The organism is Kitasatospora cathayae (assembly GCF_027627435.1).
GTDB lineage: Bacteria > Actinomycetota > Actinomycetes > Streptomycetales > Streptomycetaceae > Kitasatospora > Kitasatospora cathayae.
Genome location: NZ_CP115450.1, coordinates 8,366,835 through 8,380,355 on the forward strand (window position 1 = coordinate 8,366,835; position 13,521 = coordinate 8,380,355).

Annotated in this window: 17 protein-coding genes and 1 pseudogene; 7 read left to right on the forward strand and 11 right to left on the reverse strand. The window is 72.8% G+C overall.

Annotation, left to right across the window (positions count from 1 at the left end):
• Positions 1 to 84: 84 nt before the first annotated feature.
• From O1G21_RS37410 to O1G21_RS37425, 3 genes are all read right to left on the reverse strand, one after another.
• On the reverse strand, positions 85 to 1,056 hold the full coding sequence (locus O1G21_RS37410; RefSeq protein WP_270150115.1) for a phosphotransferase family protein: 972 nt from the start codon (positions 1,054 to 1,056) through the stop codon (positions 85 to 87).
• A gap of 982 nt (positions 1,057 to 2,038) precedes the next feature.
• Complete coding sequence (locus O1G21_RS37420) at positions 2,039 to 2,404, reverse strand: helix-turn-helix domain-containing protein (RefSeq protein WP_270150116.1); 366 nt, start codon at positions 2,402 to 2,404, stop codon at positions 2,039 to 2,041.
• 55 nt (positions 2,405 to 2,459) lie between these two features.
• On the reverse strand, positions 2,460 to 3,674 hold the full coding sequence (locus tag O1G21_RS37425; protein WP_270150117.1) for an RNA-guided endonuclease InsQ/TnpB family protein: 1,215 nt from the start codon (positions 3,672 to 3,674) through the stop codon (positions 2,460 to 2,462).
• A 25-nt stretch (positions 3,675 to 3,699) separates the two neighbouring features.
• Between O1G21_RS37425 and tnpA the strand changes: the two genes are divergently transcribed.
• The gene (tnpA, locus tag O1G21_RS37430) at positions 3,700 to 4,116 is read left to right on the forward strand and encodes an IS200/IS605 family transposase (protein ID WP_270150119.1); all 417 of its coding nucleotides are present in this window, start codon (positions 3,700 to 3,702) and stop codon (positions 4,114 to 4,116) included.
• Positions 4,117 to 4,223: 107 nt separating this feature from the next.
• Here the strand turns inward: tnpA and O1G21_RS37435 are convergent, their stop codons facing one another.
• Positions 4,224 to 4,358, reverse strand: a complete 135-nt coding sequence (locus O1G21_RS37435; RefSeq protein ID WP_270150120.1) for a hypothetical protein — start codon at positions 4,356 to 4,358, stop codon at positions 4,224 to 4,226.
• Positions 4,359 to 4,360: 2 nt separating this feature from the next.
• Here O1G21_RS37435 and O1G21_RS37440 point away from each other — a divergent pair, with 2 nt between their 5' ends.
• On the forward strand, positions 4,361 to 4,888 hold the full coding sequence (locus O1G21_RS37440; protein ID WP_270150121.1) for a MarR family winged helix-turn-helix transcriptional regulator: 528 nt from the start codon (positions 4,361 to 4,363) through the stop codon (positions 4,886 to 4,888).
• On the opposite strand, the gene O1G21_RS37445 is transcribed toward O1G21_RS37440, so the two are convergent.
• A complete protein-coding gene (locus tag O1G21_RS37445; protein ID WP_270150122.1) occupies positions 4,869 to 5,210 on the reverse strand; it encodes a hypothetical protein in 342 nt (113 codons plus the stop codon). The two genes, O1G21_RS37440 and O1G21_RS37445, sit on opposite strands and share 20 nt — an antisense overlap.
• 66 nt (positions 5,211 to 5,276) lie before the next feature.
• Complete coding sequence (locus O1G21_RS37450) at positions 5,277 to 6,521, reverse strand: cytochrome P450 family protein (RefSeq protein WP_405000854.1); 1,245 nt, start codon at positions 6,519 to 6,521, stop codon at positions 5,277 to 5,279.
• A gap of 234 nt (positions 6,522 to 6,755) precedes the next feature.
• Between O1G21_RS37450 and O1G21_RS37455 the strand changes: the two genes are divergently transcribed.
• Positions 6,756 to 7,241, forward strand: coding sequence for a hypothetical protein (locus tag O1G21_RS37455; RefSeq protein ID WP_270151515.1), 486 nt, complete (start codon positions 6,756 to 6,758; stop codon positions 7,239 to 7,241).
• A 164-nt stretch (positions 7,242 to 7,405) separates the two neighbouring features.
• Here O1G21_RS37455 and O1G21_RS37460 read toward each other — a convergent pair.
• Positions 7,406 to 7,510, reverse strand: a pseudogene (locus O1G21_RS37460) (TetR/AcrR family transcriptional regulator C-terminal domain-containing protein); the annotation flags it as partial.
• A gap of 73 nt (positions 7,511 to 7,583) precedes the next feature.
• The gene (locus tag O1G21_RS37465; protein ID WP_270150123.1) at positions 7,584 to 7,802 is read right to left on the reverse strand and encodes a hypothetical protein; all 219 of its coding nucleotides are present in this window, start codon (positions 7,800 to 7,802) and stop codon (positions 7,584 to 7,586) included.
• Positions 7,803 to 7,935: 133 nt separating this feature from the next.
• Between O1G21_RS37465 and O1G21_RS37470 the strand changes: the two genes are divergently transcribed.
• The 4 genes from O1G21_RS37470 (at position 7,936) to O1G21_RS37485 (ending at position 10,679) form a co-directional block, all read left to right on the forward strand.
• Positions 7,936 to 8,400 carry a MarR family transcriptional regulator gene (locus tag O1G21_RS37470; RefSeq protein ID WP_270150124.1) on the forward strand — a complete coding sequence of 155 codons (465 nt, stop codon included), beginning with the start codon at positions 7,936 to 7,938 and terminating at the stop codon, positions 8,398 to 8,400.
• A gap of 441 nt (positions 8,401 to 8,841) precedes the next feature.
• Entirely contained in the window at positions 8,842 to 9,387 is a 546-nt protein-coding gene (locus O1G21_RS37475) for a hypothetical protein (protein ID WP_270150125.1), read from the forward strand.
• 19 nt (positions 9,388 to 9,406) lie between these two features.
• Positions 9,407 to 9,958: a nucleotidyltransferase domain-containing protein gene (locus O1G21_RS37480; protein WP_270150127.1), complete on the forward strand. Its 552-nt coding sequence runs from the start codon at positions 9,407 to 9,409 to the stop codon at positions 9,956 to 9,958.
• Between the two features lie 67 nt (positions 9,959 to 10,025).
• On the forward strand, positions 10,026 to 10,679 hold the full coding sequence (locus tag O1G21_RS37485) for a DUF1707 SHOCT-like domain-containing protein (protein ID WP_270150129.1): 654 nt from the start codon (positions 10,026 to 10,028) through the stop codon (positions 10,677 to 10,679).
• 30 nt (positions 10,680 to 10,709) lie between these two features.
• Here the strand turns inward: O1G21_RS37485 and O1G21_RS37490 are convergent, their stop codons facing one another.
• The 3 genes from O1G21_RS37490 to O1G21_RS37500 all read right to left on the reverse strand — a co-directional run bounded on the left by O1G21_RS37490 (position 10,710) and on the right by O1G21_RS37500 (position 13,494).
• Positions 10,710 to 12,254 carry an eCIS core domain-containing protein gene (locus O1G21_RS37490; RefSeq protein WP_270150130.1) on the reverse strand — a complete coding sequence of 515 codons (1,545 nt, stop codon included), beginning with the start codon at positions 12,252 to 12,254 and terminating at the stop codon, positions 10,710 to 10,712.
• Between the two features lie 221 nt (positions 12,255 to 12,475).
• Positions 12,476 to 12,790 carry a hypothetical protein gene (locus O1G21_RS37495; protein WP_270150131.1) on the reverse strand — a complete coding sequence of 105 codons (315 nt, stop codon included), beginning with the start codon at positions 12,788 to 12,790 and terminating at the stop codon, positions 12,476 to 12,478.
• A 116-nt stretch (positions 12,791 to 12,906) separates the two neighbouring features.
• Entirely contained in the window at positions 12,907 to 13,494 is a 588-nt protein-coding gene (locus O1G21_RS37500) for a histidine phosphatase family protein (protein ID WP_270150132.1), read from the reverse strand.
• Positions 13,495 to 13,521: the final 27 nt, after the last annotated feature.

Genomic DNA, 13,521 nt, shown 5'->3' on the forward strand with positions numbered 1-13,521 from the left:
GCCGACCCCTCGGCGGGCCTGCCCTACTGCGCCCGCAGCCGCCTATGGCCGGTGCCGGTCGGCGACGCCCCGGACCGCCTTGGCTCAGCCCAGCGCGTCCATCAAGGAGATGACATAGGCATCCAGCCGCTCCTCCACGGCTCGTGTCGTCAGCTCGGTCCGTCCTGCCTCCTGCCACGGTTGCGCCACCCACTGCACTTCCTCGGAGAACGCCAGTGGCGCCCGCACCTGCCAGTACAGCCGCTCGTGCGCGGCTGCGGCCAGCGTCCCGCCGGCCTCCTGGTACGCCTCGGTGAAGCGCAGGCCCCACGCCGGGCCGTGCAGCAGCGCGAGATTGGTGGAGCAGTGCGCCACGTCGAGGTCCGCCGGGCCCCAGGAGGCCGCTGCCCAGTCGACGACGCCGGTGATCCGGGCACCGGCGGCACCGACCGGGTCCTCGGGCGGCAGGTCGAACAGCACGTTGCCGGGCTGGAAGTCCCGGTGCAGGAACCGCCCTTCGTAGCGCGGCGCGGGCTTGCGGATCACGTCGATCGCGGCGGCCCAGATCGCGGCGTCGGCGCCCTCGGGGGTCACGACCGTGTCGGCGGTCGTCAGCGCCACGTACTCCCGGGGGCGGACGGCCGGCCGCACCGCGTGGACCGCCACGAGTTGACGGGCCAGCAGGGGCAGGCGCTTCTCCAGCCCCTCGTCGTCGAGGACCGTCCGGCCCGGCAGGTGGGTCATGAGGAGCGAGGGGTACTCGCAGTGCGTGGCGGTCGGATCGACGGCGACGAGCCCGGGAGCCGGCACGCCGGTGCCGGTGAGCGTGGTCAGGGCGTCGGCCTCCCTGTGCAGGAGGTCCTCGGCCGGACCCTGCCGGGTCGGGTCGACGAACGAGCGCAGCACCAGGTGCCGGGTGCCTCCGTCCCGCGTGCCGATGGTCAGCCTCCGCATGTCGGTGGTGGCGCCGCCGTGCAGCGTCTCGGCTCCGACGATCCGCTCGCCGGCCTCCAGGTGCCGACGCACCCAGGCCAGTGTCAACGGTCGGACACTCGCTGCCTCATCATGATTGGTCACCGTGCCACCTCATCATCCGGACGGCGGCACGTGCGAACCCTTACGCCTGTCCGCGAGTCGGCGTGCAGGTGGTGGGTGGGGAAGTCGGGCGAGCAGGTCTGTCCGCATCCATGGCGAGGGGTGGGGAATTTCCAAGAGCCCATCACTCTCGGAGAGTTGGCCGGTAGCCGCCCGTCGTCCAGGACACTGTGCGGAACTTTGTGAGGCCGGGTGCCCCTGGTGTCCTGCCCGGTGGCGGGCAGGGAGTGTGGGGTGGTGCAAATGGGCGCAGTCGCCTCCATGACCGGCGTGGGCCGGTGAACCCGGCCGGCCCTTCGGCGGGCCGGCCGGGTGCGCCTACGGCCGCCTACGCAGGTACGAGCCCCACAGCGGGACCAGCGCGTCGCTCGCGTCGGCGACCGGGGCCACCGCGGGGGTGGTGGGGAGGCCGGGGCGGCCTTCGGGAAGCCGTCCGGGACGCTGCCGGTGAAGTAAGTGGGGAGGGAGGTGGGAAAGTCGTTCGGGAACCCCGGGTGCTTGGTCACCCAGTCCGGCGGCGAGAGGTCGGGCTTCAGATGGACGGGCGCATTGCGGCTCGCCGATCCGGGACACCGGGAACAGTGCCACCGTGAGGGGCTCCCTCTCCGCCGGAGCGATGGTTCGGGACCCCCCTGTCGCCTCTGGCCGTGCCCACCTGGCCGGGTCGTGCGGGAACCGGCCTCCCGGGACGGACCATGCACGTGGGGGCACCTCCCGGCCGCCAGGCTGGGGGAGCGTGTCGCCCAGCGGGGTTGAGTACGCCGGGGACCAGTTCGCCCAAGACCGTTCGGGGCGTGCGGCTCATCGGGATCCACTCCCGATCAGTCCAGAGGAACGGTGAGGCCGCCGTGGAAGCCGAGCGAGCGCATACCGGCGGCGCGGGCGGCGGCCGCCCCGTACGTACTGGCCTCCACCACCGGGCAGGCGGCGGGCTCGACGCCCAGCGTGGCGGCGGCGTGCGGGGCTACTCGGTGGCGGCGAGGGTGTCGAGGTGGCCGGCCAGGCGCTTGAGCAGGGTCGTCAAGGCCGTGAACTCCTCCGGTGTCATGCAGGACATCATCCGGGTGCGCAGGTCGGCGACCTGGGCGCTGATGCGCTGGTGGGCGGCGCGTCCCTGCGCGGTGAGGGCGATGGCGCCGTTGGCGTCGACGGCGCTCCAGCCGCGGGCGGCGAGGGCGTCCAGGTACGGGCGCATGGTCGGCTCGTCGGGGGAGAGGAAGGCGGCCATGGTCTCGTCGACCTCGGCGGCGTTCAGCGGCCCGCAGGCAACGGTGTTGAGCACCTGCCAGTCGCGCCGGCTCAGCGCGTCGGCGGCGAACAGGCGGGCCATGGCCTGCTCGATGGCGCTGTCGATGTGGCGCAGCCATTGACTTCCGCTCCCCAGCCTAAAGGCCGGGGATTCCTACCACGGTCGTCTGACCGTCTCGGTGGGTTCCTGCTTCTCCGCGCTGCGCCGGAACAGGTCCCGGACTTATCCGCGCTCGACAGGCTGACACCGCCAGTCCGGCGGCCTTGGCTATGTTGACGGCGGCGTTGATGTCCCGGTCCAGCCACACCCCGCACGCCTGGCACTGCCAGACGCGGACGTTCAGCGACTTGGGGCCATCCTTCACGCCGCAGTTGGAGCACACCTGAGAGGTCGGCTCGAACCGGCCGATCTTGATCAGGGTCCGGCCGAACTTCGTGGCCTTGTACTCCAGCATGGTGACGAACGCCGACCATCCGGCGTCGTGCACGGACTTGGCCAGCCTGGTGCGGGCGAGCCCCTTGACCGCCAGGTCTTCCACCGCGATTGCTTGGTTCTCGCGGATCAGTTCGGTGGAGAGCTGGTGGTGGAACTCGCGCCGGGCGTCGGCCACCCGTGCGTGGTTGCGAGCGACCTTGTGACGGGCCTTCTCCCGGTTCTTGCTGCCCTTGGCCTTGCGGGACAGGGCTTGCTGGGCACGCTTGAGCTTCTTCTCAGCACGTCGGAGGAACTTCGGGGCGTCGATCTTCCGGCCATCGGACAGGACAGCGAAGTGCCCGAGACCGAGGTCGATGCCGTTGACCGGCTCGACCTCGGGAAGGTTCTCGGGGTCGGTCTCGACAACGAAGCTGGCGAAGTACCGGCCCGCGCTGTCCTTGATCACCGTCACCGTGGACGGCACTGACGGCAGGGTGCGCGACCACTTCACCCGCACCTCGCCGATCTTCGGCAACGACAGGTCACGGCCCGGCGTGATCTTCCACCGGGCGTTCGCGGTGAACCGGATCGCCTGCCGGGTGTCCTTGCGGGACTTGAACCGGGGCGGTCCCATCTTCGGCCGCTTGCCCTTGAGGCTGTCGAAGAAGTTCCGGTACGCGGTGTCCAGGTCCCGGAGGGACTGTTGCAGCACCACGGCCGACACCTCCCCGAACCATGCCCGCTCCGGGGTGTTCTTCGCAGCTGTGAGCTGCTTGGAAAGCTCAGCGGACGGGACGAACGACAGCCCGGCAGCGCGGGCGGTCTCACGTGCCCGAAGGGCATCGTTGAAGGCCACCCGTGCACACCCGAACGCCCTTGCCAGCGCTGAACGCTGAGGTCCGTTCGGGTACACGCGGAAGCTGTACCGAAGCTGCATAATCCGCACCGTACCATGTTGGTTTATGGCCGAGTATCAGAATATCCGCACTGGTCGGCATTGCGCTTTCGTCCTGCACGCGCACTTGGTTTTCGTAACGAAGTTCCGTCACGAAGTGTTCGCGGACCGGCACCTCACCCGGCTCGAAGAGATCATGCGGAGCGTCTGCGAGGACTTCGAGGTGGAGTTGGTCGAGTTCAACGGCGAGAACAACCACGTCCACCTGCTGGTGAACTTTCCGCCGAAGGTCGCTCTGTCGAAGCTGGTCAACAGCCTCAAGGGCGTCAGCTCGCGTCGAATGCGCCAGGAGTACCCCGAGCTGGTCAAGCACTACTGGCGCGCACAGCGCCTGTGGTCCGGCTCGTACTTCGCCGGATCGGTCGGCGGCGCTCCGCTGTCGATAGTCCGGCAGTACATCGAGCAGCAGAACCACCCAGCCTGACCTTCACGGGTGGGCACCGTCCACAGTTCGGGAGGTACCCACCGCGCAGGTGTCAGAGCAGGGTTCAGAATCGCTTCACCACCGGGCTGAAGCCCGGTGCACTGCGATTACCCCAGGTAGCCGAACGGGCGCTGCTCGCGGACGTCGGGCAGGGCGGTGGACAGGGCGTCGGGCGAGTCGGTGGTGGTCATGACGGGGTCCCCCTCGATGCATGTCTTTTTACAATGGTTGTAACCTAGCATGCATGTCGGAGCGGGAGAACACACCGGACAGGGCCCAGGACGAGCGCGGGCACGAGCAGGACACCGCCGAAGCCACCGAAGCCGTCGCCGCCGTCGAACGCGCCATGGTCGCCATCCGCCGCAGCCAGACCCGCCGTTCCCTGGGCCGTATCGCCCCACCCGGCGGCGCCCGCGCGATCGACCCCACCCTGTTCGGCGTGCTGGACGCCGTCGAGGCCCACGACGGCCCCTGCGCCGTCACCGACGTCGCCGCCGCCCTCGGCGTCGACCAGCCCCGCGCCAGCCGCCTGGTGCTGCGCACCGTCGAGGAGGGCTGGCTGGAACGCGGCAGCGACCCGCGCGACGCCCGCCGCACCCTGCTCGCCCTCACCGGCGCCGGACGCGAGCAGCTGGAGACCGCCCACCGCTTGCGCCGCGCCGTCTTCGCCCGCGCCATGGCCTCCTGGAGCGAGCGCGACCGCACCGAGTTCGCCCGCCTGATCACCGCGTTCGTCACTGACTTCGGCCAGGTCACCACCGAAGGCCGCTGAGCACGCCGAGCCCTGCCGAGCCGCCATGATGGGCCGCCGCGACGAGAAGGGCTGCGACGAGAACGGAAGAGGCGCGGATGCCGCACCTGCTGCGCCTGACGTACACCGGCGCCGAGGAGGACGCGGGCCCCACGTCGCCGGCGACCTCACCGGCCACCTCGCCTTCCTGGAACGCCGTCACACCGCCGGTGTCCTCCGGGCCCCCGGCCAGGCGGTGCCCACTGCCGACGGCAAAGCCACCCTCGCCGCCGGGGCCGACCGCGCCCGGATCGAGCGGATCGCCGCCGGGGATCCCTTCGTGACCTCCGGATCGGCCCGCCACACGATCACCACGATCGACCCCGGCCGCGCCGCGCTCGCCGCACCCGGCGGCCCGCGGGGATCCCGGTCAGCGGTCCTGGGTGAGCAGCACCGGCAGCGACCGGTGCCCGTTGGAGATCAGCGACTCCACCGGCTCCAGCTGCGCCCCCGGCAGCAGTTCCAGCCGCGGGAAGCGTTCGAACAGCGCCCGCAGCGCGGTGCGGGCCTCCAGGCGGCCCAGGGGGGCGCCGAGGCAGAAGTGCGGGCCGTGTCCGAAGGCGAGGTGGTCCTTGACCGGGCGGGTGACGTCGAAGACGCCGCCGTCCGTGCCGTAGCGCGCCGGGTGGCGCCCGGCGGCCGCGTAGGCGGCCAGGATCGCCTCGCCCCGGCGGATCGTCACCCCGCCGGGCAGCGCGATGTCCTCGATGGCGTAGCGCAGCGGCAGGTGCGCCACCGGTGCCTGGTGGCGCAGTGCCTCCTCGACCACGTCGTCCCAGCCGGCCTTGCCCGCGCGCACCAGGTCCAGTTGCCCGGGGTGGGTGAGCAGCAGGGTGATCGCGTTGTCGATCAGGTTGACGGTGGTCTCGTAGCCGGCCGAGACGATCAGCAGCAGGGTGTCGCGCAGTTCCTCCTCGGTCAGCGCGCTTCCGTCGCCCTCGGTGTCGCGCGCGGCGATCAGGCGGGAGGTCATGTCCTGGCCGGGCTGTTCGCGCTTGGCTGCGATCAGTTCGTCGAGCATGCGGTAGAAGCTTGCCGCGTTGGCCGCGGACTCCTCGGGGGTGAGGGTGGTGGAGAAGACGAGGTCGACGGTGTGGCGGAAGCTGTCGCGCAGGGCGTCGGGCAGGCCGAGCAGTTGGGCGATGACCTGGATCGGCAGCGGGTAGGCGAGGCGTTCGCGCAGGTCCACCGCCGTGCCGGGCGGGGTCAGGGCGATCTCGTCCAACAGGGTGGCGGTCAGTTCCTCGATCCGCCCCGTCATGGCGGCGACCTGACGGGTGGTGAACGCGGCGCCCGCCAGGCGGCGCAGCCGGCGGTGGTCGGCGCCGTGCGCGGTGAACATGTTGCGCGCGCTCACCCACAGCGCCAGCGGCCAGTTCGGCACCAGGCGCTCGAAGTCGGGCCAGTGCCGGTGCCCGTCCTTGGACACCCGCGGGTCCCTGAGCAGCTCCTCCAGCAGCACCGGGTCGGCCACCGCCCAGGCCGGCACGCCGAGGATGTCCACCGGGGTGGCCGGTCCGCGCGCGAACAGCTCGGCGCTCTCCGCGTCGCGGGCGCGGCCGGTGGGGTCCAGGACCAGGCGCCGCTCCACCGGGCACCCCGGGCGCTGCTCCACCGGGCACCGCGCCGGCTCGGTCACCGGCTCAGTCACCGGATCGGTCAACTGCTCGGTCGACTGCTCGGTCACCGGATCGCTCAACTGCTCTTCCACGAAGGCTCCTTCACGCGAGGGTCGGGTTCGCCGGGGTCCGCTTTGGGCCGCAGGGCCCGGGACGAGAATGGCCCGCACGCCCGCCCCCGTCGAGAGGGCCCGGCCTTGCTGTCGGTGTCGCCGCCTAGCCTTGCGGCCGTGACCACAGCCGCGCACCTCGCCCGCATCGACGCCCTCCTCGCCGACTCCCACCCCTTCCCTCTGCGGAAGCGCGAGTACGCCGCCGGCTTCGCCGGCCCGGGTTACCGGGTCGAGGAGCTGTCCGTCAGCCGCGACTTCTTCGACGACGCGGAAGGGCAGGCCGTGGAGCGCGAACTCGACGCGGCCGGTGCCCGACTCGACGCCCTGGCCCGGGTGTTCACCGCGCGCTGGGGCCGTGCGCAGGCCGTCGACCTGTTCTCCTACCTGCGCGCGAGCTTCGACGCGGACCAGGACGGCGGCCACCCGGTTCCCGAACCGGTCGCCCTGCTGTGCCAGAAGGCCGTCACCCTGCAGGTGTGGACGCTGCCCGGCGGCGGGCGCTGGATCGGCCTGGGCGTCGGGCAGGAGGACAGGGAACTGCCCGTCGTCCTGTACGCCGTCCTCGCCGCGGCTCCCGCGCCCGCACCCGCCGCGCGGGCATGAACGGTTCGGCCGCGGCGCCCGTCGGCCGTGCCCTCGGGCGGTGCCCGGGGTGTGGCCGTCAGGCGGCGTAGGCGCGCAGGAACACCTCCACGGCGCCGTCGCGCGACAGCCGCGGGAGCGAGGTCGGCATGCGGGCCGGAGTCGGGGCGGTAGTCGAGCGGGCCGGTGAGCAGGGCGAGGAGGTGCTCGGCGGCGAGGTCGGGGTCGCAGGGGCGAAGGTGCCCGGCGAGGGCGAGGCGGGCCAAGCGGTCGGCGAGGGCGGCGCGCACGCGCAGCGCGAGTGAGTTCGCGCACCCCGGCGGCCAGGTCGGGGAACTGGGCGGCCTGGGAGGTGGCCAGTGATCAGCAGACCGCCTGTCGGGCGAGTACCGGTTCGGTGCTCGGCTTGCGGCGGGTCGGCCGGCGGGCTGCGCGGGCGGAGACCAGCGAGGCGATCGCGCGGTGGGTCTCGGCGTAGTCCTCGCGTCGGCCGGTGTAACGCTGGAGTGGGCGCCACTGCCGTAGTTCGGCGTTGGCGTGTTCGACGCAGAACCGGTCCGAGGACTGCCGCCGTCGCGTCACGGCAACCGCACGCCCGGGCCCGGCCCGATCCGGTCACCGGCACCGGGGGGGTACGAACCTCCTTGACCTCAAGGCGACTTGAAGTCCTACGGTGATCGCGTCCCGATGATCGAACAGAAAGGGGTGTGTCGGCGTGACGCTCAAGGAGTATCCGCACGAGGTCCTGGCCGCTCAGCCGATCGGCGCGTGGAGCGGAGAGGTGTACCGGCGGGTGGTGGGGGCGCTGCGCGAGCAGCTGGCGGTCGAGGGGCTCACCCAGCCGCACTGGTGGACGCTCAACCACGCCGCCAGCGCCCCGGGTACCTGGAACCGTACGACGCTGGTCGAGCGCCTGGCCTGCTACGAGGACCTCGGGCTCGACTTCGGCGAGGTCTTCGACGACCTCGCCGCCCGCGGCTGGCTGCTGGAGGACCAGGCGACGGGCGGCATGTCGCTCACCGAGGAGGGCGAGGCGGCACGCCTGCGGGCCCGCGAGCGCAACCTGCGCGTGCACCGCCGGTCCCACGAAGGCGTGGACGAGGCCGACTTCGTGACCACGATCAACGTCCTGCGCCGCATCGCCGCCAACATGGGCGGCAACGGCGACCTGCCCGGGTAAGCGGCCCGGGCCGGCGCGCAGAGGCTGCCGTCACCGAGGCCGCCGTCACCGAGGCCGCCGTCGGCGGGGCCGCCGTCACCGAGGCCGCCGTCACCGAGGCCGCCGTCGGCGGGGCCGTCACCCCACCGAACGGCGGCCGCCCGCGCGGGAAGTCGACGGCGCCGACATCCCGCGCGCACAGGCGGGCCGGCCGGCCTCGAAGCCCCCCGCCCAAGCCCAACGGGCCCCACGGCCAGGTGGGTTCACCAGCGCCCGGCGCGACGGGCCGGGGCGTCCAGGGCGAGCGCGCCCCGGCCGCCCCGGTGCGAGCGGGACACCTCGGCTCCTCTTCGACGACCAGTTCGACGCCCGGGGCGCCGGGTTGACGCCCCCGGCCATGGTTCGTCCCCTATCATGGGCGCGCCTTCGCGCGTGATCATCAAAGAACCAGGGGGAGCGTTGATGACCGGAACCGTCGTCGTGCACGCCGAGCGGCCGCTGATCGTCCTGAGGGAGGGCTGGTACCGGGTGGTGATCGACGGGGTACGGGTCGGCGGGGTCCGGCAGGGCGGCACCGCGCGCTTCCCGGTGCCCGCCGGGACCCACACCGTCCGGCTCGCCGCCTGGGACCGCACCCGCTCCAACACGGTGACCGTGGAGGTCGCCGAGGACCGGGAGTTCCTGGTCGCCGGCCGGGGCACCGGATTGCGATTCGCCCCGTTCGTGGTGGCGCCCCTGGCCCGCGCCGCGATGGTTCCCTGGTACTACGTCGTCGCGGTCACGCTGCCGATGCTCGCGGCCCTGTGGGCCGTCCCCGGCCTGGTGTTCCGCGTGCGGGCCGTGGGGGACTGCGCCCTCCCGACGGCCCGGGCCGCCGATCCCGCCGACCCCACCCATCCGGCCGATCCCGCCGATCCCGCCGACGAGGAGCACGGCGGCGACGGCCTGTGGTGGGAGTCGGACCCGGCTCTGGCCAAGCGCTTCCGCAAGAACACCGACGCCTCCTGACGAACCCCGGGGTGACATCGTGCTGAACGAAGACGACGTCCTCGACGTACTGGACCTGCTAGTGGACGCGGGCGTGAGCGCCTGGGTGGACGGCGGCTGGGGCGTGGACGCCCTGGTGGGGCACACCACCCGGCCTCACGACGACCTCGACCTGGTCCTCCCGCGCCACCAACTCGACGCGGCCCGGCAGGCGTTGGCGGCCGCCGGGTTCACCACCGTGCTGCGGGACCTGCTGCCCACCGCCCTCGCCCTGGCCGACGGCGCCGGCCGCGCGGTCGACCTCCACCCGGTGACTGGCTCAGGCCGCGACGGCGGAGACCAGCTCCTCCCGGACGGGCAGCGGTTCCGCTACCCGGCTCCGGTGACCGGCACCATCGGCGGCCGCACGATCCCGTGCGTCGACGCCGCCACCCAGGTCCGCTGCCACCTCGGCTACCCGCCGCGCGACAAGGACCACCACGACATGGCGCACCTGCACGCCCGTACGGCAGTCGCGCTGCCCGCCGAGTACCGGGCATCCGGGCCTGGCGGGAACACGCAACGCGATATACCGTATCGCGATATAGCGTAAGTTGCCGTTCGCGCGCCGATGGGATCCGTCGCGCGCGGACCTTCGTCGAATCCGGGGGACGGGACACATGCCGGGACAGATCTCGCTCGCCAAGAGCCGCTCCGACCACGCCGCACAGCCCGCGCAGCCCGCACTGCGGGCCTCGCACGCCGACCGGGACCAGGTGGTCACGGCGCTGAGCATCGCCGCGGGCGAGGGCCGGCTGACCGCGGAGGAGCTGGACGAGCGGGTGGAGGCCGCACTGTCGGCGCGCACGCTCGGCGAACTGAGCGAACTCACCGCCGACCTGCCACCCGCGCCGGCCGCCGCCGCCGGCGACCCGGCGCGGCCCAAGGACGTCCTGCGGATCGAGCAGAACTTCGGCAAGGCCGAGCGGACGGGCCGCTGGGTGCTGCCCCGGCGCCTGGAACTGGCCGGCGCGTGGTCCCACGTGACGCTCGACTTCACCCAGGCGGTGATCACCCAGGACACCCTGCCGATCGACGTCGACCTGCAGGGCGGCAACCTGACGCTGATCCTCGGCCCGGGCATGGCGCTCGACCCCTACGGCCTGATCCTGGAGTTCAGCAGGATCAAGGGCCACCGGGACCCGGACCCGGACACACCGGTCAGGCTGCGCATCGAGCTGGCCGGCAAGAAGAGCTTCGGCCGTATCGTCGTCCGCCGCCCCCGCACCTGGCTGCCCGGCAGGCGCACCGCCGCCCTGCCGGCCGGCCACTGACCCGCCCACCGGGGTTCGAGCCGGCCGCGGTCATTGATCGGTCTTCCCCCGCTTGCGCGTGCTGGTGGAACCCCGGCCCGTGCCCCCCGGCCGCTTCCCGGCCGACGCGCTCGCCTGCTCCCTGGCGTGGATGGCGCCCTGCAGCCTCTGCTGGGCCCCGGTGATCTGCCCGGCGAGGGCCTGGTCGGTGTGGCCGGCGACGGCGGGGGTGGCGGCGGCCCGGCCCAGCGCGGCGACCGAGTTCTCCAGGTACGCGCGCCAGTAGTCGAGGTGCCGGTCCGTGGTGGTGGTCCGGCCGAGGTTGCCGACCAGCTCGTCCGTGTACTGCACGAGGTAGCCGACGGTCTCGCCCAGGTAGCCGCTGCTGATCCCGGTGCGGCCCGCGTGTTCCAGTTCCCAGACGTGGGTCTCGATCTCCCGCATCGGCTGCTGGAGTGTGGCGAAGGTCTCGTGGCCGATGTCGCTCAGCACGTCCATGTAGATGTGGGGGTCCGCGCCGTCGGCGGCGTCCTCGTCGGGCATCAGCATGGCCTGGGCGGCGTGGATGAGCTCGTGGCGCAGCGTGCTGTGGATCTCGGCGGGGCCGTAGTCGTCGAACAGGTTCCGGTACAGCGCCATGGTGACCCGGTCGCCCGAGGTGCCCGTGCTGGTCAGGGCCATGGGCTTGCCCGCCCCCTGGCGGGAGTGCTTGTAGCTGAGGACGAGGTTCTTGTCGGCCAGGGCGGTCTGCAGCTCGGGATGATCGGGCGTGACCGGCAGCTGGGCGAGGACGTACCGCAGCAGCGTGTCCAGCGCCGCCTGGCGCACGGCTTTCGAGTCCGTTCCGCTCTCGGCCTTCGCCTGCTGCAGTTGTTCGACCAGGGCGGCGGGCAGTTCGGGAACCGCCTGTGACGGGGTGTCGGCCTCGGGGAGGTCGTCGGACGCGGCGCGCTGCAGGGCGTCGGCGGCCGTGGAATGCGCCGAACGCTGCTGCGGCACGGTGTGGCCGCGCTCCTCGGGCGACTCGGGCGAGCGGACGGGCCCGGTCATGACCCGCTGCGCGGTGGCCTGCGCCTCGCGCTCGAACCGGTCCGAGGGGTCGCTGATCCGCAGGCCGCTCCCGTTGTCGGTGCCGGCCACGGGGCCGTGCCGCTGCTGGATGACGTGGGTCAGCTCGTGGGCGAGGGTGTGTTTGTCGCCGCCGCCCTCGCCGATGACGACGTGGTTACCGGAGGTGTAGGCGCGGGCGCCGACCTCGGCCGCGGAGGCACGGGCCGCCGGACCGTCGTGGACCCGGACGTCGGAGAAGTCGGCGCCCAGGCGGGCCTCCATCTCCGTGCGGGTCGCCTCCTTCAGGGGGCGGCCCGCGGTGCGCAGGACGTCGTCGACGGTGGAGCGCTGGACGGCGGCGAGCGGCCCGGATGCCTGGTGCTCTGTGAGGTGGCCGCCCCGGTGCAGCATCTGGACGACGGCGGCGTTGCCCACGCTGGTCTGCAGGGCGAGCAGCCGGTGGGCGGGCGCCCGGCCGGCCCGGGCAGTGCGGTCGGCGACCGTGTCCCGGTTGTCACGGTGCCGCTCGCCGTCACGTGTGCGCATGGGTGTGCCCCCCCGGATTCTGCTGACGCTCCATGGTCATCCGGCGGGGCGGTGGAACGGAAGGGCTCCGAGGGCAGCGGTGCGTGCCCGTCCGGGCAGTTCGGACGGGCTCTCGTAGCGGCTTTCAGCTCCGGACTGATGGATCCGCTCGGCCGGAGGCCGCGTGAACGCGGGGCCGGGAGTGGGAAGTCGACCCGGCCGACTTCCCACTCCGCGGGGAGTCAGAGGCGCTTGAGGATCCAGTCGGCGAGGGCGCCGGAGACGTGGCCGTGGTCGGTGTTCTCGGTGTCGAAGGCGACCTCGCCGGCCGGCAGCGGATGGCCGACGCCGTCGCCGCGGCCGTTGGAGACGCCGAGCTTGCGGGGGCGGCGCGGCAAGTTGCCGAGACCTTCGAGGTCGGGCCCGAACTCCCTGCGCAGCTCGCTGGCGGTGGCGACCTCGCCGGAGTACTTGGCGTCCGGCACCCAGGCCCGGAGCAGCTGCTGGGCGGCGGGGCCGCGGAGCAGCCTCCCCGTGCGCGAACTGAAGAGCCACATGGCCCCCTCCCAGGCCGCCCGCGTCACCGAAGCCCTCGCCGGCCACACCCTGCCCGCCCTCCTCCACGGCCAGCGCCCCGACTGAGAAGACCTGTCATCCGTCCGCCACTACGGGACTACGGGACGTTCCAGGCGGAGACGACCGGCCGCCCGTGCTCGACGGCCAGGACGCTGAGGCTGCCCGGGTGCGGGTGGCCGAGCAGGCCGGCGGCGGACGCGTCGAGCCCGAGCCAGCGCACGGCGAGCACCCGCGCCAGGTGGCCGTGGGCGACCACGGCGACATCGCCCTCGCCGAGCAGCGGCCGGATCAGCTCCAGCGCCGCGTCCGTGCGCGCGCCCACCTGCTGGAGCTGCTCGCCGGGGTGGGCGGCGTCGCCGGGGACGACACCGTCGCGCCACAGGTCCCAGTCGGGCCTGGTCGCCTGGATCTGTTCGGCGGTCAGGCCCTCGTAGCCCCCGTAGTCCCACTCCACCAGGTCCGGCAGGGGCTGGACGCCGGTCAGGCCGGCGAGCTCGGCCGTCCGCATCGCCCGGCTGAGCGGGCTGCTGAACACCGCGACCGGGCGACGCTGCGCCAGCCTCGGTGCAAGCGCCCTGGCCGCGGCCTCACCCGCATCGGTCAGCGCGACGTCCGTGCGGCCCGCGTGCCGGCCCGAAACGCTCCACTCGGTCTGGCCGTGCCGGACCACTATCAGCTCTCCCATGGCTGGGCACGATATCTGATCACCAGT